The organism is Ideonella sp. (assembly GCF_044358605.1).
Classification (GTDB): Bacteria; Pseudomonadota; Gammaproteobacteria; order Burkholderiales; family Burkholderiaceae_C; genus Ideonella.
The window spans coordinates 68,735-88,370 of record NZ_JBIKNQ010000011.1 but is presented as its reverse complement, the minus strand read 5'-3'; the positions used below and the strand labels follow the sequence as shown (position 1 = coordinate 88,370).

The following is a 19,636-nucleotide window of genomic DNA, read 5'->3' as shown; positions in this document are numbered from 1 at the left end:
AATATGGCTCATGCGATCTGGCTATGATGAACTCTCTGGGATCGAAGCCAGCAACTCGCTCAGGACAGCTCTGGCCTGAAGTAGCGGCCAGCTTCGAATCGGCCAATGATCACATGAGACGTGACAGAAAGGCAGCCTCGCCTGCGACCCGCACCCGCACCGTGCGGTGCTTGTCGCGGTTCAAATAGCCTTGCGCATAGTGCACCCCAACCGCCTCGCGCCAGGCTGCGCCTGTCACCAAAAACTTGCGTTCTATCTCCAGTGCCATGGCACGACGTCTCCGTTTAAATCGCTATCCCTGAGCCTGCCCATGGGCTGATGGGCTTATGGATTTTGGGACCACCACCACAGGCCTGTGGCCAACGCTGCGACGCAAACCACCAGCGCGGTGATCTTGACCGCAGACCAGGGCCGGTCGCCTTCCAACCTCCCCGTTTGTCCATTGATCACCACCTGCCACACCTTTTGCTGCCAGGTGTAGCTGTAAATCCAGACCGGCATCAACACATGCCGAAAGCGGATCTCGCTGAACTGGCTGTTCACGCTGTGCACCCGCTGCTCGTCACCGCCGATGTCGCGCCGCACCGCCGATTCAATGCGCGCCTCAAAGCGTTCGCGTGCTTGCTCAAAGGCCGGCGCCAGTCCGAGCTGATAGGCCTCGACGGTGAAGCCCGCGGCCATATCTGCACTGGGTAATTGCAAGGCCGACAGCGGCGTGTCCTGCACCGCATCGGCCAAGCTCGGTGGCACCCGGTGTGAGGCCAGCACCAGCTCGTCATCAAACTGCAGGCTCACCACGCCTTGGGTGGGGAACCAGTCCGTCACGGTTCGGCTTTCGCTGACTTGGCGGCCTTGGCTGTCGGTCCGGGTGTCAGTGACGGTGCGGTGCACTCCGCGTGCCCCGCTGTAATGACTCACTGAAGACGCGTCAAACGTCCAGCACGGCACATACACACCGCGCCCACCATCTGGCGCCGAGACCATGCGCTTGAGCGCATTCGGCGCAAACCACAGCCCCTGCAGCCACTGCTTGAACAAGGCTTTGGCGGCCGCGTCGTCCACCATGAAGGGGGCCATGGCCTTGGGCTGAATCTGCCGCAGCGCTTGGGCCGCACTGGCCACCAAGGGGCTGCGGCAAAACGCGCAAGGGGCGGCCACCACATGCGGCTCAAAATGGGTTTGCGCCCCGCACTGCGGGCAGCTCACCACTTGCGGCTCTATGCTGGGTTCGTCCCCGGCCCGCAGTGCCAAGTAGCGCTCATAGTCATGCTCGGCCAAGGCCGTGCTCAGGGCTTCGTCGGTGACAGCTTCGCGCGCCAAACCCCCGCCACAGGCCACGCAGCGCAGCCGCCCTTCGGCGGGGCTGAAGTGCATCACACCGCCACATGCGGCGCAGGCGGGTGGGGTTTGGTTCAGAGGGGTGTGGGGCATGGGGGCGACGGAGAAGAGGTGGGGCATTTTGCCCACTAGATCAGCGCCGCAGCCTCGCGAAGCCGCTGAGCTGTTTGAACGAGGCCGTTGCGTTCCAAGGCTGACGCAAAGTCTTCAGGGGTGAACGATGGGCGTCGCAGCCTTGCGCGTTGAGCTTTGAAGGCGGCCACCGTCAGGAGTGGTGCCAAATCTATCTGCGCCACGATGAAGTCGTCTGGGTGGATGGCGGTCAAGCCCCACGGTGCTAGGCAATCTGAGGGGAAGTCCTTGAGGTTGGCCGTCACGATGCAGTCCGCATGCCCCGCGATGGCAGCAGCCAAGACATGCACATCGTTGGGGTCTGGGAGGAACAGGCCGCCTGCCAAGGTTTGCCATGCAGAGGTGGGCACCTCCCAGTCCGGTACAGCATCGCGCATGGCGTCTCTACGCGGCCCATAGTCAGCGGCGCTGCGCCGGGTTTGTGTGGCCAAAGCAGCCATCCATTCGGTTTCGATGCGCTCGGTCCACTTGGCTGCAAACAGACCTGTAGCGGCCAAGGTCAGCAGGCTGTCGCAAACCGCCACAGGAAAGAGGACGCAAGCGTCCAGCAATGCCGTGTAGCGTGCTGGCCCCGCCAAAGTCAGTACTCCAGCCCCAAGTCTTTGGCGTTGTCCGCCATACGCTGCAGGGCGGCTTCTTGCCGTGTGCGGGTGCGCTGAGCGTAGGCCTCAAGATCCGCAAAGGCAATGCGGCGATGTGTCCCCACCAGTCGGTGTGGCAGGCGGCCGGCCTCAATCTCCTTGATCACGTAGGGACGAGACACATTCAGGTAGTTGGCCGCCTCCACGGTGGACACCTCTTGCTTGGAAGGCATCAGCATCACCGGGCGGCGGTCGCTCATGGCGCCCAGCAGTTGCGCGATGAACCGAAGTGCTTGCGGAGGCACCTGGATGGAGGGCTGGCTGCCATCGTCACTTTGCAGCGTGATGGTGGCCGCGCGCGAGTGGTCTAGCGCCGCCATGATGCAACGCTGTGCGGTCCGTGCCATCTCAGCTTCTTCGGCGGTGAGTGGGGGGGGTAGAGGCTGTTGAGCGCGTTCGGTGGTGCTCATGATGGCTCCAATGACGATAAAACCTTGATCGTCTTGCGGCACATCATAAACACAATAAGCGCATTAAATGCAATAAGTGAAGCGGTCATTTGGCCCAATTCGATCCGACATGCCACAGGCCGTGTCGCAGCGCTCGACGCCCTGCCTACGCGACTAGGGCCTGCTTGATCCACCCGCCTGCCTGTACCCTCTGGCCCCCACCCCATAACGCCGCTTGAACTGCACATTGAAGTGCGAGGCCGTGGCAAAGCCGCAGTCTTGGGCGATGCGGGCGACGGGCTGGGTGGTTTGGCGCAGGGCCATGGCGGTTGACCGAGCCAGCGCTCTACTCGGCACAGGAGGGGTAACGCCAAGAGATCAAGCCGGAAGGATGTCGACGGGCTCGACCGAGCACAGCAATCCAGCGGTATGTCAGTGACCAAGACCTGCGCCTTGGCGTGCACTTTCAGGTGTCTTGACGCAAGTGGGGGCTGCAGGCTTGCAAAGCGTTTGCCAATTTGCGATGCCAATATCCTTTGGGCTCGCTTTGGGAGACGGCATCGGTCAATTGGACCAGGCGGTCCCTTAACTCTGTTTTTGCCGACAACGCAGCCGCCTCCAGATGATAGACCGGACTTTCGGGGGACAGATGATGCAGCAGATAGTTGAGGGCAGCTGGGTCGCCGAATCGAGCCAGACCCACCAGGGCTTCACCGCGCACGTCCGAGTCTGGGTCGTGCAGGTTTCTCTGCAGCACATTGCGCACCTCTGGTGAGTCGACCTCATGCATGCTGCCCAAACCAAAGGTCGCCCAATCGCGGACCAAATCATCTGGATCTGCAGCCAATCGGCACAAGACTTCAATGCTCTCAGGCTGCGAATAGCGACCCAATGCCACCGCCAGGTTCCAGCGCACCAGGGCGTCCGGATGAGCTTCGAACGGCAGCAAGTGCACAAGTGCTCCTACCGAAGGTCGGTGACCCAGACCCGAAATGGCTGCGCGGATGACCTCTGGGTGAGAGTCCGTCAAGAGACTCACCATGAGGGTTTGACAATGCGCTACGGCGAATTGTTCTCTGTCCGCTCTCATCCGAACCCTAAGCTGCGACGCGGCATACAGCCCCACCACCCGGTGACGCCAATTTCTGTGGGCGCACAAGTGGGTCAGTCGCTCCAAGGTGCGCTCATCACCTCGTCGTTGGATTTCATGCACGGCATGCCAACTCTTATGGGACTCCCATCCTCTCGTGGCGATGCGGATCAAGCGCGACAGCGTTTGGGGCCTAAGTCGATGGTGGGCGAGCCGTCGCATCCCTTCATCCTAGCGCCGATGTGGAGCCTTGGTCATTGAGCAGGATGGGCTCAATCACTTCTCCCTTTCCCGATACCCCCGCGCCCCCACCCCATAGCGCCGCTTGAACTGCACATTGAAGTGCGAGGCCGTGGCAAAGCCGCAGTCTTGGGCGATGCGGGCGACGGGCTGGGTGGTTTGGCGCAGGGCCATGGCGGCGGCGCTGCAGCGGGCGTCGTTGAGGTAATCGGTGAAGGTCTTGCCCAGCTCGCGTTTGAAAAAGCGGCTGAACGCCGCCGGGCTGATGTGGGCGATGCGGGCTGCGTCTTCGGCGCGCAGCGGCTCGGCCAAATGCGCGTGCAGCCAATCGACCACCTTGTCGATGCGGCGCGGCGGGCTGTGGGCGCTGCTGGCGGGCGTGGCCAGGCTGGCGGTGGACAGGGGCTGCAGGTCGGCGGCCGGGGCCTCGTTCAAGCGGGCCAGCAGGTGGATCAGGCCAGCCAGTTGGTCCAGCGGGGCGCCGCTGCGCACATGGGTCAGTGCCTGCGTCACCAAGGCATGGCAGGCGCTGCCTGGGCGCACCTGCAGGCCGCGCTGGGCCCGGTGTACCAGGGGCTGCAGGGCGGCCAACTCGGGTAGGGCAGGGCGCTCAAACAGGGCTGGGTCGAATTGCACCACCGTGGCCAGCGCCTTGCCGCGCCAGCCTGGGTGGGTCAGCCAGGTGTGGGGCAGGTCTGGGCCCAGCAGCACCAAGTCTCCAGCCTCAAAAGGCGCGGTGTGGTCGCCCACCTGGCGCAGGCCTTCGCCGCGCTCCACCCAGGTCAGCTCCAGGTGGTGATGGCGGTGGCGCGGCGCCTTGAAGGCGGGCAGCTCCAGGCGCAGGCAACGCAGCGTGGCGTGGGGGTGGTGAACATGCTCTTTGCTGGCTTGCATGCAGCCCAGTGTGCCTGAAGAGGGTCAAAAAACAGTCAAAACCAGACAAGCGTCAAGGCCACACCCAGGCGCGGGCCGCAGACACTGGCGCCATGTCAGAAGCTCCATCGACCACCCTTGCACCCCAGCCCCCGCAGGCCGAGGCCACCACCCCCTGGTGGCGCGGTGCCGTGCTTTATCAGATCTACCCCCGCAGCTTTGCCGACAGCAATGGTGACGGCATTGGTGACTTGGCCGGCATCACCCAGCGCCTGCCCTATGTGGCCAGCTTGGGGGTGGACGGCATTTGGATTTCGCCCTTCTTCCCCTCGCCCCAGCGCGACTTTGGCTACGACGTGCAGGACTACTGCGCGGTGGACCCACAGTTTGGCAGCCTGGCCGACTTTGACGCCCTGCTGGCGCAGGCCCATGCGCTGGGACTGAAGGTGGTGATCGACCAGGTTTGGTCGCACACCGCGCTGGAGCATCCCTGGTTTGAGGAAAGCCGCCAGAGCCGCGACAACCCCAAGGCCGACTGGTATGTGTGGGCCGACGCCAAACCCGACGGCAGCCCGCCCACCAACTGGCAGAGCTGGATGGGCGGTGGCACCTGGACTTGGGAGCCGCGCCGCCAGCAGTACTACTTGCACAACTTCTTGCCGCAGATGCCGGACCTCAACCTGCACCACGCCGAAGTGCAGGACGCCATTCTGGCCGTGGGCCGGTTTTGGCTGCAGCGCGGCGTGGACGGCTTTCGGCTCGACACCGCCAACTACTACTGCCACGACCCGCTGCTGCGCGACAACCCGCCCCAGCCGCCCGAGCGCCGGGGCGACGTGCCCGCCGCCATGCAGCAGCACCTGTTCAACATCTGCCAGCCGCAGACCTTGCCCTTCTTAGAGCGCATTCGGGCCTTGATGGACGAGTTCACAACGGAAGAGGCGGGCCGAGCGCCGGGCCGCTCCCAAGCCGGCCCGCATCCCCTCGGGGGATCGACTGACGTACCCGGCAGTCGAGGGGCTCCATTCACAGTCGCGGAGATTGGCTCGGCCAACAACTTGGCCCGCATGGTCGAGTACACCGCAGGCAGCCAACGCCTGCACACCGCCTACTCATTCCTGCTGTTAGGCCCCCAGCCCAAGCCCACGGCATTGGCGGAGATGCTGAACACCTGGCAGCATGGCGAGGGCGCTCAGGCTTGGCCGTCTTGGGCGCTGTCCAACCACGATACCCCGCGCGTGGCTAGCCGTTGGGCCGAGGGAGACCCGCTGCGCACCGGCCAATGCCTGGCTTTGTTGATGATGCTGCGCGGCACGCTCTTTCTCTACCAAGGTGAAGAGTTGGGCCTGGGCCAAGCCGAGATTTCACTGTGCGACATGCGCGACCCTTTCGGCATTGCCCACTACCCCCGCATCCCCAGCCGCGACGGCTGCCGCACGCCCATGCCCTGGCAGGCCCACGCGCCGCATGCGGGGTTTTCGCAGACTGAGGCGACGACCTGGTTGCCCCTGTGGGACCCCCACCGTGCTTTGGCGGTGGACCAGCAAGAGGCCAACCCCGCGAGCCTCTTGCACCTCACCCGCCGCCTCATCGCTCTGCGCCGCGCCCACCCCGCCTTGCGCTGGGGCGATGTCGAGGTGCTGCAGGTCGACGAGCAGGTGCTGGCCCTGCGCCGCCACCACGGCGGTGACAGCCTGCTCGCCGTCTTCAACCTCAGCCCCAGCCCCGCGCGCTGCCGCCTGAGCCTGAGCGGCCAAGCCGCGTTGAGCTGGCCAAGCCGCGCGCAAAACGAAGGCAACAACTTGCTTCCACCGTGGGCCGTTTGGATCGGCCCGGACTCCAACGCTGACACACCATCATGAGCGACTTAGACATCGACAGCCTCTATCCCTTGAGCGACGCGCAAATCGCCCAGTTCCGCCGCGACGGCTTTATCAAGCTCAAAGACGTGCTCAGTCCCGCCGCCCTGGCCCACTTTGGCCGCGAGATCACGCGCCTGACGATTGAGCTCAACACCCAGCAGCGCCCGCTGGAAGAGCGCAGCACTTATGACAAAGCCTTTTTGCAGGTGATGAACCTGTGGGAGCAAAGCCCGCTGGTGGGCCGCTTTGTGATGGGCCAGCGCCTGGGCCGCTTGGCGGCGCAACTGCTGGAGGTGGATGGCGTGCGGCTCTACCACGACCAGTCGCTCTACAAAGAGCCTAGCGGCGGCATCACCCCGGCGCATGCCGACCAGTACTACTGGCCCTTGGCCAGCGACCGCACCATCACGGCGTGGATCCCTTTGCAGGCCGTGCCCGAAGACATGGGCCCGCTGGGCTTTTATGCCCGCAGCCAGTCGGTGGAGTTTGGCCGCGACCTGGGCATCAGCGACGAGAGCGAAGAAAAGATCAGCGCCAATATGGCCCGCCATGGCTTTGAGTTTTGCAGCGGCGCGTTTGAGCTGGGCGAGGTCAGCTTCCATCTGGGCTGGACCTTCCACAAGGCGGGCGCCAACCGCTCCACCCAGCCGCGTTCGGTGATGACGGTGATCTACATGGACTCGGCCATGCGCTTGGTCCCCGCGCTCAACGCCATCCAATCCAACGACGCCGCCCAGTGGTGCCCAGGGGTGCAGCCCGGGGAGGTGGCGGCCAGCCGCAAGAACCCCGTGATCTGGCAGCGCGCATGACGACGGCACAAGCGCTGCACGCGCGGGCCGCCCTCAGCGACGGCCAGGGGCGCTTCTCCATCGACACGGTGGAGGTGGATGCGCCCGGCCCAGGCGAGGTGCGGGTGCGCCTCGTCGCTTCAGGCCTGTGCCACACCGACCACCAGTCGCTCACTTGGCCCGGGCCTTTGGTGATGGGCCACGAAGGGGCGGGGGTGATCGAGTCGGTGGGGCAGGGCGTCAGCCACCTGCCGGTGGGCACACGGGTGTTGCTGAACTGGGCCATCCCCTGTGGGCGCTGCCCGCGCTGCGTGGCGGGGCAAGGCGCCTTGTGTGAGCGCACGCAGGGCGTGGACCCGGCGCTGGGCAGCTCTGATGTCGCTCACGGCAGCACGCGCTGGCGGGGCCAGCCGATTGGGCGGGCCTTCAGGCTGGGCACGCTCAGCGAGTTCACCTTGGTGCGCGCCGAGGCCGTCACGCCCATGCCCGCCGCACTGCCCCTGCACCAGGCCTGCATCCTGGGCTGCGGCGTGATGACGGGCGTGGGCTCGGTGATCAACAGCGCCCAGGTGCAAGCCCATGACAGCGTGGCCGTGCTGGGCTGTGGCGGCGTGGGCCTCTCGGTGATCCAGGGTGCGCGCATCGCCGGGGCGGGCCGCATCATTGCGGTGGACAGGCGTGCCGACAGCTTGGCGCGCGCCCAGGCCTTTGGCGCCACCGATGTGGTGCAGGTGGGCGACGACGATGCCGACTTGCAGCGTGCGGTGGACGAGGTCCGGCAACTCACGGGTGGGCGCGGTGTGGACCATGCCTTCGAAGCCACCGGGGTCGACCGCCTCGCCTTTGCGCCGCTGCGCTTTGTGCGCCACGGCGGCACGGCGCTGCAGGTCTCGGGCGCGCATGGCCAGGCCCAAATCAACGTGCTGGACTTCTGGTGGGACAAGCGCTATCTCGTGCCGCTCTATGGCGGTTGCCAGCCCGAGCGGGACTTTCCGCGCCTGGCGCGCTGGGCGCTGGACGGCCGCATCAACCTGCAAGCCATGGTCACGCGCCGCTACACCCTGGATGAGTTGCCGCAGGCCATGGCCGACCTGCTCAGCGGCCGCAACATAAAAGGCGTGATCGAGTTTGGCAGCGAGGCGCCACACCCATGAGCCCGCCCGCAGCGCCCACCTTTCGCACCATCGAAATCTCGGACCCAGCCTTGGCGCCAGAGGGCTTGGTCTTTGTCACCGTCAAGAGCGCGGCCCTGCAACAGCGGGCGGACCTCACCCTGTTTGTGCCGCGCCAGGCGCAAGGCCACCAGCACCTGCCCATCGTCCTCCTGCTGCACGGGGTCTATGGCTCGCATTGGGCCTGGGCCTTCAAGGGCGGGGCGCACCGCACGGCGCAGCGCCTGATCGACGCGGGCGAGATCCCGCCCCTGGTGCTGGCCATGCCCAGCGATGGGCTGTGGGGCGATGGCTCGGGCTATGTGCGCCATGCCGCCCAAGACTTCGAGCGCTGGATTGTGGATGAGGTGCCCGCTGCGGCCTGTGCCGCCGTGGCGGCCTGCAGTGCCCACTCGCCGCTGGCCATTGCGGGCTTGAGCATGGGCGGCTTTGCGGCGTTGCGCTTGGCGGGCCGCTACCCGCAGCGCTTTGTGGCGGCGGCGGGGCATTCATCGGCCACAGAGGCGGCGCACCTGCACGCCTTGATCGAAGAGCCCTGCGACGCGTGGGCGCACAGCCCTGCCGATGCCAGCGTGCTTGAAGCCCTGCGCGGGGCCGGTGCGGCCAGCCTGCCCCCGCTGCGCTTTGATTGCGGCACCGAGGACACCCTGCTGCCCGCCAACCGCGCCTTGCACCAAGGCTTGGAAGCGCTGGGCATTGCCCACGAATACGCCGAACACCCCGGCGGCCACGACTGGGCCTACTGGGCTCAGCACCTAGAAGACACGCTGCGCTTTGTGGCGCGGGAGATCACGCCATGAACACCTTGCCCACCCTGCCAAGCCAGCGCCGCCACACGCTGGGGCTGCTGACCGCCTTGTTGCTGAGCACCCTGCTGGGGCTGCTGGCCCCACCCGTGCTGGCCGCACCACCGCAGGTCGACGCCGTCGAGCCCCCGCATTGGTGGGTGGGCTTTGCGGACCGGCGCCTGCAAGTGCTGGCCTATGGGCCCGACATCGCCAAGGTCCAGGTCAGCCTGCGCGGCACGGGCGTCACCCTGGAGCGCGTGCAGCGCACCGACAGCCCGCACCATCTGTTTTTGCACCTGCGCGTGGCCGCCACTGCCCAGCCGGGTGTGCGCCAGTTCATCTTCGAGCGCCAGGGTGAGCGCCACAGCGTGGACTATCTGCTCAAAGCGCGCGAGCCTGGCTCCGCACAGCGGCGCGGCTTTGACGGCCGCGATGTGCTGCTCAACCTCATGCCCGACCGCTTTGCCAACGGCGACCCGAGCAACGACAACGTGCCCGGCATGGGCGACCCCGCCGACCGCCAGGCCCCCGGTGGCCGCCATGGCGGCGACCTGCGCGGGGTGATGGAGCGCCTGGACTATATGGCCGACATGGGCTTCACGGCGGTGTGGATGACGCCCGTGGTGGAGAACCGCCAGCCCAGTTACTCATACCATGGTTATGCGGCGACTGACCTCTACCGCGTGGACCCACGCCTGGGCTCGCTGGACGACTATCGCCAGCTCGGCCAGCAGGCACGCCAACGCGGTATCGGCCTGATCCATGATGCCGTGCCCAACCACATTGGCGCCGGCCACCGCTGGCTGGCGCAGCCGCCCGCCGCCGACTGGCTCAACCCCGCGCCCCCGCAAGCCGCGCTGACCAACCATGCCCGCACCACGGTGCGCGACCCCTACGCCGCCCCGGCCGACCGCGCGGGCTTCACCCGGGGTTGGTTTGCGCCCAGCATGCCCGACCTCAACACCACCCAGCCGCTGCTGGCGCAGTACCTGGTGCAGAACGCGCTGTGGTGGATCGAGGAGATCGGCCTGATGGGCCTGCGCGTGGACACCTGGAGCTACTCTGACCCCGGCTTCCTCGCGCAGTGGGCCGCGCGCTTGCTGCAAGAGTACCCACGCCTGGCCCTGGTGGGCGAGGAGTGGAGCTTGAACCCCGTGGTGGTCAGTGCCTGGCAAGCGGGCAACCCGCTCTTGGGTAAGCTCGATGCAGCGGCGCGCAAAGTGCCGGCCGATGGCACGCAGCCCACCTTGCCCAGCTTGATGGACTTTCCGCTTCAAGACACCTTGCGCCGCGCGCTGCTGGAGCCGGAGGGTTACAGCACGGGCTGGGTGCGGGTGTTTGACTTCATGGTCAACGACCGGCTCTATGCTGACCCGGCGCGGCTGGTGCTGTTTGAGGGCAACCACGACGTGCCCCGCCTGGCCGCAGCGCTGAACGGCGACCCGGCCCTGCAGCGCATGGCCTTGGCCTTCACGCTCACCACCCGCCGCACACCGCAGTTGTATTACGGTGTGGAAGTGATGCTCGACAGCCCCAAAACCCACGACGCCTTCGACCGCTTTCGGGCCGACTTTCCGGGCGGCTGGGCGGGTGACGAGGCCGACGCCGTCAGCGGCCGTGGCCTGCGCCCGGAGCAGCGCGAGCTGCAGCAGTGGCTGCGCCAGTTGATGCGCTGGCGCCAGACCCAGCCCGCCCTGCACCGGGGGCAGCTCACCCACTGGCACCCTCAAGACGGCACTTATGTGTTTGCCCGCCACCTGCCCGGCAGCCCCACGGTGCTGGTGGCCTTCAACAAGAGCGAGCAAGCCCGCACGCTGCCCACCGCACGCTTCGCCCCGGTGCTGCCTGCGGGCGCCCGCGCCACCGACGCCATCACCGGCGACACCCTGGACCTGAGCCAGACCCTGACACTTGCACCGCGCTCTGTGCGCGTGCTGGCCGTCACGCGGTGAGCATGACCGCGCCGCTCACTGACTGTTCCCGAACTTGAAAGCCAAAGCATGACGATCTTCCACACTTCCCGTCGCCACACGCTGAGCGCTTTGGCCTTGGCCCTGGCCATGCCGCTGTCCACCTTGGCCACCACACCCGAGCCCTTGCCCCAGCCCGAGTCGGGCCGCGTCGAGCGCCTGGCCAACGTGCCCTCCAAAGAGGTGGATGCCCGCCATGTGGATGTCTGGCTGCCCCAGAACTTTGACGCCCTGAAGGCCGCTGGCCAGCGCTTCAATGTGCTTTATATGCACGACGGGCAAATGCTGTATGACGCCCGCACCACCTGGAACAAACAGGCCTGGCATGTGGACCGCACGCTGAGCCGCTTGATGGCCGACGGCCGCCTGCCGCCCACCCTGGTGGTGGGCGTGTGGAACAACGGCAAGTACCGGCACAGCGAGTACTTTCCGCAAAAGTATCTGGCGCACATGCGGCCCGAGGCACGCGAGCTGCTGATCCGCAAAGGCCTGCAAAACAAGCCGCAGTCCGACGCCTACCTGCGCTTCTTGGTGAACGAACTCAAGCCCCTGATCGACGCGCGCTACCCCACCCACACGGGGCCTGAGCACACGGCGGTGATGGGCTCCAGCATGGGCGGCTTGATCTCCGTTTACGCCATGAACGAGTACCCGCAAATCTTTGGCCGTGCGGCGGGCTTATCGACCCACTGGATCGGCGGCTTCGAGCCCAACTCGCACATGCCGCTGGCCGCTTATGTCTATCTGCGCGACCACCTCGCCGACCCCGCTACCCACCGCCTCTACCAAGACCACGGTACCACCGAGCTGGACGCGCTCTACGCGCCCTTCCAAGTGTTTGTGAACCAGATCGTGCGCGACCGCGGCTACACCGACCAAGGCCCTGCGGCCAACTTCATGACCCGGGTGTTTGAAGGCACGGGCCACAACGAAAAGGCCTGGGCCGATCGGCTGGAGATTCCGCTGCTGTTCATGTGGGGAGCACGCTGATGCGCGCCCTGGCGGCTGGCTTGGCGGCTTGTTGGGCCGCCTGCGTGGGGCTGTGGGCGCTGCCGGTGCAGGCTGCGGCAGCGGCCCCCGACTTGACCCGCCTGGTCGACCCCTTTGTGGGCACCCAGGGCACGGGCCACACCTTCCCCGGTGCGGTGCTGCCCTTTGGCATGGTCGCACCCAGCCCCGACACCAACGACCGGGGCTGGAGCTACAGCGGCGGCTACCAGCATGCAGATGCCCGCATCCGTGGGTTTTCTAACACCCACATCAGCGGCGCGGGCATCCCGGAGCTGGGCGACCTGCTGCTGCAGCCCCGCCACGGCAGCCCCTGGACGGCGGCCACCACCGACTTCAGCCTGGCCAAAGACCGTGCCAGTGAACAAGCCAGCCCGGGCTATTACAAAGTGCGCCTGCCCCAAGGCCAGGTGACGGTGGAGCTGACGGCCACCGCCCGCGTGGCCTGGCACCGCTACACCTTTGCGCGCGGCGGCAAAGTGCAGGTGCTGGTGGACGGCCAACACGGCCTGAACTTTGTGATGGGCGAACTGCCCGATGGCCGCCAGCCCGAGCGCGTGCGGGCCGTGGCCGACCATGCCGTGCGGGCAGAGCAGGGTGAGTGGCAACTCACCGTGCACTCGCGCAATTGGGTGGAGCGCCAGGCCTCGGCCGCGCTGCGCTTTGACCACCCCATTCACAGCGTGATCGACCTGCCGCTGCGCCCCGGCGAGCGCGCCCCACGCCAGGTCTTAACGTTTGATTTGAAGGGCGGCCGTGTGCTGCAGGCCCGCGTGGCCTTGTCTACCGTGGACGTGGCCGGCGCCTGGGCCAATATGGCGGCGGACCGCTCCGCTGGTTTTGACGCTGTGCGCCAGCAGGCCAAAGCGGTCTGGAACGAGCACCTGGGCCGCATCCGCATCCCTCACGCCCCAGCGGCCCAGCAGCGCATCTTCTACACCGCGCTCTACCATGTGTTCATCCACCCCAGTGAGCTTGCCGACGCTGACGGCCGCGTGCGCGGCCCACGTGGCGAGGTCTTGCAAACCCGCAGCGGCCACTACTACAGCACCCTCTCGCTGTGGGACACCTTCCGCGCCGTCCACCCGCTGTTCACCCTGATCGCGCCCGAGCGGGTCGATGGCATGGTCCAAACCCTGTTGGACCACCACGCCCAACAAGGCTACCTGCCGCTGTGGACGGCCTGGGGCCGCGAGACCCACACCATGATCGGCAACCCGGCCCTGCCCGTGATCGCTGACGCCATGGCCAAAGGTTTTAAAGGCTTTGACCACCGTGCCGCGCTCCAAGCCATGGTCGAGACCAGCACCCGGCCCCGCTCCCAGGCGGCTGAATGGGCCCAGCGCGACTGGACCCTGTTGGAGCAATTCGGCTATCTGCCCTTTGACAAAGAGCCGGGCGAGTCTGTCTCTAAAACTTTGGAGCTGGGCTATGGCGACGACGCCGTGGCCCGTGCCGCCGCGCTCTTGGGCGACACCGCTACGCAACAGCGCTTTGCCGCCCGCGCCCAGGGCTACACCCAGCTGTGGGACGCCGAGACCCAAGTGATGCGCGGCAAAGACAGCCAAGGTCGTTGGCGCCAGCCCTTCAACCCCGACACGCCCACCTCGCCGCTCAACAACCCCGGCGACTACACCGAGGCCAATGCCTGGCAATACACCTTGACCCCCGCCCTGCACGACCCCGAAGGCCTGCGCCGCCTGATGGGCGGCCCGCAAGGTTTGGAGCGCTGGCTCGACGCCTACTTCAGCCGCCAAGCTGCCGGTGACAACAAACACCTGGGCCAAGAAGCCATGATCGGCCAAAACGCCCACGGCAACGAGCCCAGCCACCACAGCGCTTGGTTGTATGCCCACACCCCGTCCCCCTGGAAGGGCCATGCCCTGGTGCAGCGCATCGCCAAAAGCTTTTACCGCGAGGGCCCACGCGGCCTGGTCGGCAACGACGACTGCGGCCAGCTGAGCGCCTGGCTGGTCTTCGCCACGCTGGGCCTCTACCCCGTTACCCCCGGCCAAGCCCACTACACCCTGGGCCTGCCCCTGGTGCGCCAAGCCACCCTACAACTCGGCCCCACCAAAACCTTGACGCTGACCGCACCCGCCCAAGCGCTGGTGCCTGCTGTGCGCAGCCGCCCGCACCGGGTGCAGGTGCAACTGGATGGCCAGCCTGTGGCGGCACCTGGGCGCTTGTCGCATGCCGAGTTGGTGGCGGCGCGGAGTCTGCGCTTTGATGTGGCGAGGTGATGAGGGCCTGCTGAAGTGAGCCATGGCAAGCGCCGCAACTTGAGCTGCCGAGTGCGGGGATGGCTTGCAGGCGCGCCGCTGTGAGGGTGGGTGGTGGTGCTGAGCCCTCCTCGTGCGGGAAATCACTGCCCGGACGTCCCCAGAACATATCTCCACAAGCGTCCGCAGGGCGCTAAAGTGCAGGCAACCCCTGCGCCAGAATGCCGATCTGTTAATGCCGCTTGCCCAGCCGAAGAAAAATGCAAATCATCAACACTGACAGATGCGTAGGTGATGGCCTCTCAGCTTGTGCTGGGCGACAGGGTTTTTTCGGGCGAGAGGCATCTGTCGCCACATAAGAGAAGTTGAACAGCACGAGCGCCGCATGAAGCGAACGATGTCCATTACGAATCGAACTGGGTTGCCGCGGCCTATCTATGTCGAGCCGGAGGGCGCGGATTACTGGATGCTTCCCGAGCAGACATTCCAGTTGCGCGCGGACGTGAACGACCCGTGTGCGCAGTTCGAGATCTTGGACAACGGGGACAGCTTGCAGGTGTGGCCATCGAATGACATGGGCTTCATCTCGGTGTTCGCCGAGGGTCATGAACTCGAATGCGGGCACCAAAGACCGCAAGCCGCGTGACTAAGATGCTGTCCAACCTTCTGGTCAAGCGGACCTGCGCCAGCTTCGCCGGCTGGTCCGCTTACCGCGCACGTTGGGCAGCGGAGTAACGCATGCGCATTTGTATCAGTCAGGTGGTCGACTTGGGACCACTTCCCGATGAAGAGGTGGCCGAGGTTGCACAGTTGCAGGCGTTCGAATCTGCGCTCGCGCAAGTGGAGCGACCGATCACCGGTGAAGAGGCTCTCGCGCTCTTGTCTATCTTCCCGACCGACGAATCCAGTTGCTTTGGCTTGGCCTGGTCGGTTTTGCATCTGGTCGAAACTGCGCCGGGCTGGCCTTTGGCCGAGGCGCGGTTGCATGCCGCGAATCCGTGGGTTCGCACATTGCTTCAGCGCGCGGGCGCTACGGCATGAGGCTTCCGCTGCCCAACCTTTTGCTGCAGCGGACGGCTTCGCCGCCCGCTGAGTGCACACGTTGAGCCTCAGATGACAAAGTTCCTCGTCTTCCACCAGAAAGCGCTCGTCGGGCACTCTGCGCTCGAACACGGCGATCCACCGATGGGGGTGGCCTTCGGGCAGTTTGTGCCGGCCCCTGACTACGAGGCGATTGCTGCGTATTGCAAAGGCAACCACGCCGACCAAACAGAGTTGGCGTTGTCAGTTCAAACCGAGGATGGTTTCATCATTCCGTGTGTCGGGGTGGGCGTTCTCGACTACACGGAAGACGCAGGCGACTTCTATGCGGAATTGAATGTTCTCGGGATCGCACACGATGTCTACGCAAGGCTATTTCCGGGACACGTCGCTGCATACGACGGACAATTCGGAGGCATTCGTGAAGCCAATTAGGTCGTTCGGCCGCCTGATGCTCAACCCTTTGCTCCAGCGGACGGCTTCGCCGCCCGCTGAGCGCGCACGTTAGCGATCATGTTGTCGTCGGACGAGAATTTCATGCAGCGGGCATTGCACGAAGGCAAAAAAGCCTTGCCCGCATGCACACCCAACCCACCAGTAGGCTGCGTTCTTGTTAAGGACGGCGAGATCATTGCCACTGGCTTTACCCAAGCGCCTGGCAAACACCACGCGGAGGCTATGGCTCTCGCCCAGGTTGCGGGCGATTTATCCGAGGTCACAGCGTTCGTCACACTTGAGCCCTGTTCATTTCACGGCCGAACGCCCTCTTGTGCAAAGGCATTGGTAGTACGAGGCATCAGGCGAGTGGTGGTTGCCACGCTCGATCCAGATCCAAGAAACGCGGGCACTGGAATAGAAATCCTCAAGGCTGCCGGGCTAGAAGTGTGCGTAGGTGTTCTCGAAGAAAGAGCTCTTTCAGATCTGGGGCCTCACTTGGCTCTGATCGCTAACAATTCCGTCGAGATGGACGCTGCGCTGCCGCGCAGTTCCCTCGCTACGCTCGGCGCCCCTCACGTCAAATGCTAGGCCCCACACCAAATGCCGTACGCGCTTCTTCCGCTCTTAAAACCAACGCTGGAGTGGTTGGCGGACTCGCGTATCCCGGACGAGCTCGTCGACCGCGCGGAGCCTGGGTCCTTGCCGCCAGCATTCGTTGCGGCAAGGGCACTAAAGTTGGAGGCCAACCCTGGTCATCCAAACCTGTCGACCTCGTACCTGATCGTCCGAGACCAAGACTCCCGCATCGTAGGTGCGTGCGGCTTCAAGACGCCTCTCGGTCTCAACCGCGTCGCAGTCGGCTATGGCGTCGCACCGAGCACTCGAGGTCAGGGCGCAGCCAGTGCAGCGCTCAGGCTCCTAACCGGACTTGCTCTTCAATCGGGGAGGTCTGAAGTTCTGGCGGAAATCGTTCCATACAACGCCGCATCCATCCGTGTCGCCCAGAAGGCAGGCTTCCTCCAGGTAGGCGCCCGCGTTGACGAAGACAATGAACACGTCACTCAGTGGCTCTACCGCAGTGGGGCCTAACCCCGCTAGTAAGTCCAGTACAGTTCGAACAAGCTCGAGGAGCTTAGGTCGGTGTCCGGAATTCCGGCAGCAGCCCAGAACACGGCGAGATTGCCGGTGGCCGTCTTGGTGCTGGACGCTGTCGCAAACGAATTGCAGCATCACCTGCAGTTGGTTCCCGCACTGGAATCCGCTTTGGCAAGTCTCAAACTAGGCACCTATCTGCTGGTTCGCGCCGAGGCATAGCAAAGCAATCCAAACTCGTTGGGGCCTTGCCAATAGGCACGACATGGCAGACCAGAGAGGCACCCTGCTTGCGGGAAAGGCGTAGTGCTTCACAATGGACTGCAGGTATTCAACAACTCGATTTGCCGGGCACGTGCCCTCTACGTCCGGCGGTGTGGGTGAGGAATGCTGTCTGGCTTTCTCTCATCCCCATGAGGCCTAAAGATCATGTCACCCTCTCATCTCAAGCTTTTCCTCGTAGCTTTGTTTGCGAGCTGCACAGTCGCGGCCAAACAGCCAGAAGTCGAACTCAACTACCGGATCCAACCCGGACGTGACCTAACGACAGAGACTGTCGTTGATGCCGTGACGACCATACGCGTTCTCGAAGACCGGGGAATCGTGGCGAAGTCGAGTGGGCGGATCTCCTCTAGGCCAGTCTCCATTCGCCTCACGAACAAGCAGACCATTCGCTACATCACGGGGCAGGTGCAACCGGACCAAACTTTTCCCGTCGAGATGCACTACATCGACAAGACATCGCACGTCATTGGGCTCGATGGACAACGGCAACTGTTGCCCGAGAGGATGCCATTCAAGGGGCTCCGTGTCGTCGCTGCCGTGGAGTTGGGTGGAAAGTTGCGTGAAGATTCTGTTGAGGTGATGGGGGGTGACCCCGCCATTGCAGAGCCGCTACGCAAGATCATCGCAGCGGTTTTGACGCAAGCTGCAGCCGTTCAGCCCATTGCGCTGTCTGTCGATCAAAGTGTCCCGCAAGTGATGGCCCTGCAAGTCCCACTGCCTGGGCTACCGCCTCTCGACATCAAGATGCGGATTTCGAATCAGCTGCTTTCAGTAGATGACGGCATAGCGCGTGTTCAGCAAATCTACAGCATGGACTTCATCAACCCCGCAGGCGCCATGAAGATGACCGCAGAGGGCAGTGGCGGCGGCACCATGCTCTATGAGGTATCTACCCAGACTCTCTTGTCGACCGAAACGGGTACGCTGATGAAGATGACCATCGAGACGGCTGAAGGGGTTATCGAGATTCAGGCCAACTCAAAAGAGTCTCAGACAACGCGGCCCACCAACGCGGCAGCCCGGTGACGCCTCTGCGTCGTGGCACCGCTAAGAGAGACAAACGTCTTTCCCACCTCGAGCCAGTTGAGGCCTAGCATGAGCCCTTGGCCTCTTGTCAACAGGGCGCCACTGCAGCACGAGGCGACTTCGCTGTAAGCTGTTCTGCCCGAATCATCATCACCTTGAGGACCTTGTTCATGCGCGCTTTCTTCTACACCTCCGCTCTGGTCACCGCCGTGCTGGCCCTGGCCGCTTGCAGCAGCAAGGCTCCACCCGAGCCCACTGGCCCCAAAGTGGTGGTCGTGACGCCGGCTGCGCCCCAGCCCGTCAAGGTGGGCGGTGACCGCGACGCGAACGGCTGCATCGGCTCGGCCGGTTACCTCTGGTGCGGCCACACCCAGCAGTGCGAACGCCCCTGGGAGCTGGCCAGCGCCAAGGGCTTTGCCAACACCTCGGCGGGCTTCAAGGCCTTCTGCGAACAAGCGCCGTTGAAGCCTGTCACCAAGCCTTGATCAGGCTTTCCGGGGCTCTGCCGGGTTGGCATCGTCACGGGTTCGTTCTGTCGCACCTTGGTGGTGCCCGCGGCAGCCAGCGCTTTGGGGTGGCGCAGCCTCAAGATGTCTGGTGGCACCTCCCCGCGCGCAATCCAACCCCCTCTTTCCCGGCTTCACAAGGTGGCCCTTTCCTCCAGCGGGCGCTATGATCTGCCCGATCACGGAGACGCACCATGGCTGACATCGTTGCTGAACTTGCAGACCGCGGCCGCTCGCTCGCCCCGGAGGATCGCTCTCGGCTCGTGGAGCTGCTTCTTGAATCGCTCCACGAACCGCCGCTCTCTGAGATTGAGTCGGCCTGGGACGCTGAGATCGTCAAGCGAGTCGAAGCTTACAAGCGAGGGGAAGTCGAGACCTTTGCTGCGGAAGACGTGTTTGCAGAAGCCCGTCGAATTGCGCCTTGAAGCAAGCGCGCTTCACCAAGCACGCCAAGTTTGAGCTGCTTGGGCAAACGGCGTACTACGAAGCCCTCGAGAAGGGCCTCGGGGCAAGATTCCGGTCTGAGGTCGAAGCTGCAGCCCAACGTGCCGCAATCTATCCAATGCATGGCAAGCCGTCTGCAGGCGGAACGCGACGCAGGCTGGTGACGGACTTTCCGTTCTCAGTGGTTTACACCGAAGAGGTGTACGGCGTCCTCATTCATGCTGTCGCTGACAGTCGCCGACTTCCGGAGTACTGGCTGAGCCGTCTGCAGTGAAGCCAAGCCCAAAGTGA

Annotated in this window: 23 protein-coding genes; 16 read left to right on the top strand and 7 right to left on the bottom strand. The window is 64.7% G+C overall.

Going from position 1 to position 19,636, the window contains the following annotated elements:
- Positions 1-109: 109 nt before the first annotated feature.
- The 7 genes from ACIQ3Q_RS06190 to ACIQ3Q_RS06160 form a co-directional block, all read right to left on the bottom strand.
- Entirely contained in the window at positions 110-268 is a 159-nt protein-coding gene (locus tag ACIQ3Q_RS06190; RefSeq protein ID WP_396268149.1) for a hypothetical protein, read from the bottom strand.
- Positions 269-324: 56 nt separating this feature from the next.
- Positions 325-1,431 carry a hypothetical protein gene (locus ACIQ3Q_RS06185; RefSeq protein WP_396268148.1) on the bottom strand — a complete coding sequence of 369 codons (1,107 nt, stop codon included), beginning with the start codon at positions 1,429-1,431 and terminating at the stop codon, positions 325-327.
- Positions 1,432-1,466: 35 nt separating this feature from the next.
- Positions 1,467-2,048, bottom strand: coding sequence for a PIN domain-containing protein (locus ACIQ3Q_RS06180; protein WP_396268147.1), 582 nt, complete (start codon positions 2,046-2,048; stop codon positions 1,467-1,469).
- Positions 2,049-2,050: 2 nt separating this feature from the next.
- A complete protein-coding gene (locus ACIQ3Q_RS06175; RefSeq protein ID WP_396268146.1) occupies positions 2,051-2,521 on the bottom strand; it encodes an excisionase family DNA-binding protein in 471 nt (156 codons plus the stop codon).
- Between the two features lie 153 nt (positions 2,522-2,674).
- Positions 2,675-2,824 carry a helix-turn-helix domain-containing protein gene (locus ACIQ3Q_RS06170; protein ID WP_396268145.1) on the bottom strand — a complete coding sequence of 50 codons (150 nt, stop codon included), beginning with the start codon at positions 2,822-2,824 and terminating at the stop codon, positions 2,675-2,677.
- Between the two features lie 142 nt (positions 2,825-2,966).
- Positions 2,967-3,764 (bottom strand): HEAT repeat domain-containing protein, encoded by a 798-nt coding sequence (locus ACIQ3Q_RS06165; protein WP_396268144.1) that lies wholly within the window; start codon positions 3,762-3,764, stop codon positions 2,967-2,969.
- A 102-nt stretch (positions 3,765-3,866) separates the two neighbouring features.
- Entirely contained in the window at positions 3,867-4,724 is an 858-nt protein-coding gene (locus tag ACIQ3Q_RS06160; RefSeq protein ID WP_396268143.1) for a helix-turn-helix domain-containing protein, read from the bottom strand.
- A gap of 92 nt (positions 4,725-4,816) precedes the next feature.
- Between ACIQ3Q_RS06160 and ACIQ3Q_RS06155 the strand changes: the two genes are divergently transcribed.
- From ACIQ3Q_RS06155 to ACIQ3Q_RS06080, 16 genes are all read left to right on the top strand, one after another.
- Positions 4,817-6,565: an alpha-amylase family glycosyl hydrolase gene (locus ACIQ3Q_RS06155; protein WP_396268141.1), complete on the top strand. Its 1,749-nt coding sequence runs from the start codon at positions 4,817-4,819 to the stop codon at positions 6,563-6,565.
- Positions 6,562-7,374, top strand: coding sequence for a phytanoyl-CoA dioxygenase family protein (locus ACIQ3Q_RS06150; RefSeq protein WP_396268140.1), 813 nt, complete (start codon positions 6,562-6,564; stop codon positions 7,372-7,374). Before ACIQ3Q_RS06155 ends, ACIQ3Q_RS06150 begins: the two co-directional genes overlap by 4 nt.
- Positions 7,371-8,507 (top strand): alcohol dehydrogenase catalytic domain-containing protein, encoded by a 1,137-nt coding sequence (locus ACIQ3Q_RS06145; protein ID WP_396268139.1) that lies wholly within the window; start codon positions 7,371-7,373, stop codon positions 8,505-8,507. Before ACIQ3Q_RS06150 ends, ACIQ3Q_RS06145 begins: the two co-directional genes overlap by 4 nt.
- Positions 8,504-9,325 (top strand): alpha/beta hydrolase, encoded by an 822-nt coding sequence (locus ACIQ3Q_RS06140; RefSeq protein WP_396268138.1) that lies wholly within the window; start codon positions 8,504-8,506, stop codon positions 9,323-9,325. Before ACIQ3Q_RS06145 ends, ACIQ3Q_RS06140 begins: the two co-directional genes overlap by 4 nt.
- Positions 9,322-11,265: an alpha-amylase family glycosyl hydrolase gene (locus tag ACIQ3Q_RS06135; protein ID WP_396268137.1), complete on the top strand. Its 1,944-nt coding sequence runs from the start codon at positions 9,322-9,324 to the stop codon at positions 11,263-11,265. Before ACIQ3Q_RS06140 ends, ACIQ3Q_RS06135 begins: the two co-directional genes overlap by 4 nt.
- A 48-nt stretch (positions 11,266-11,313) precedes the next feature.
- Positions 11,314-12,273 carry an alpha/beta hydrolase gene (locus ACIQ3Q_RS06130; RefSeq protein WP_396268136.1) on the top strand — a complete coding sequence of 320 codons (960 nt, stop codon included), beginning with the start codon at positions 11,314-11,316 and terminating at the stop codon, positions 12,271-12,273.
- On the top strand, positions 12,273-14,534 hold the full coding sequence (locus ACIQ3Q_RS06125) for a GH92 family glycosyl hydrolase (RefSeq protein ID WP_396268134.1): 2,262 nt from the start codon (positions 12,273-12,275) through the stop codon (positions 14,532-14,534). The genes ACIQ3Q_RS06130 and ACIQ3Q_RS06125 overlap by 1 nt, the downstream gene beginning before the upstream one ends.
- Positions 14,535-14,898: 364 nt before the next feature.
- Positions 14,899-15,159, top strand: a complete 261-nt coding sequence (locus ACIQ3Q_RS06120) for a hypothetical protein (protein WP_396268133.1) — start codon at positions 14,899-14,901, stop codon at positions 15,157-15,159.
- Positions 15,160-15,251: 92 nt separating this feature from the next.
- Entirely contained in the window at positions 15,252-15,554 is a 303-nt protein-coding gene (locus ACIQ3Q_RS06115; protein WP_396268132.1) for a hypothetical protein, read from the top strand.
- A gap of 72 nt (positions 15,555-15,626) precedes the next feature.
- Positions 15,627-15,989, top strand: a complete 363-nt coding sequence (locus tag ACIQ3Q_RS06110; RefSeq protein WP_396268131.1) for a hypothetical protein — start codon at positions 15,627-15,629, stop codon at positions 15,987-15,989.
- 78 nt (positions 15,990-16,067) lie between these two features.
- A complete protein-coding gene (locus ACIQ3Q_RS06105) occupies positions 16,068-16,580 on the top strand; it encodes a bifunctional diaminohydroxyphosphoribosylaminopyrimidine deaminase/5-amino-6-(5-phosphoribosylamino)uracil reductase RibD (RefSeq protein WP_396268130.1) in 513 nt (170 codons plus the stop codon).
- Between the two features lie 12 nt (positions 16,581-16,592).
- Complete coding sequence (locus ACIQ3Q_RS06100; protein WP_396268129.1) at positions 16,593-17,081, top strand: GNAT family N-acetyltransferase; 489 nt, start codon at positions 16,593-16,595, stop codon at positions 17,079-17,081.
- 432 nt (positions 17,082-17,513) lie between these two features.
- Positions 17,514-18,395, top strand: coding sequence for a hypothetical protein (locus tag ACIQ3Q_RS06095; RefSeq protein ID WP_396268128.1), 882 nt, complete (start codon positions 17,514-17,516; stop codon positions 18,393-18,395).
- A 170-nt stretch (positions 18,396-18,565) separates the two neighbouring features.
- On the top strand, positions 18,566-18,880 hold the full coding sequence (locus ACIQ3Q_RS06090; protein WP_396268127.1) for a hypothetical protein: 315 nt from the start codon (positions 18,566-18,568) through the stop codon (positions 18,878-18,880).
- A 215-nt stretch (positions 18,881-19,095) separates the two neighbouring features.
- The gene (locus ACIQ3Q_RS06085; RefSeq protein ID WP_396268126.1) at positions 19,096-19,326 is read left to right on the top strand and encodes an addiction module protein; all 231 of its coding nucleotides are present in this window, start codon (positions 19,096-19,098) and stop codon (positions 19,324-19,326) included.
- Positions 19,323-19,619, top strand: a complete 297-nt coding sequence (locus ACIQ3Q_RS06080) for a type II toxin-antitoxin system RelE/ParE family toxin (RefSeq protein ID WP_396268125.1) — start codon at positions 19,323-19,325, stop codon at positions 19,617-19,619. The genes ACIQ3Q_RS06085 and ACIQ3Q_RS06080 overlap by 4 nt, the downstream gene beginning before the upstream one ends.
- Positions 19,620-19,636 lie beyond the last annotated feature (17 nt).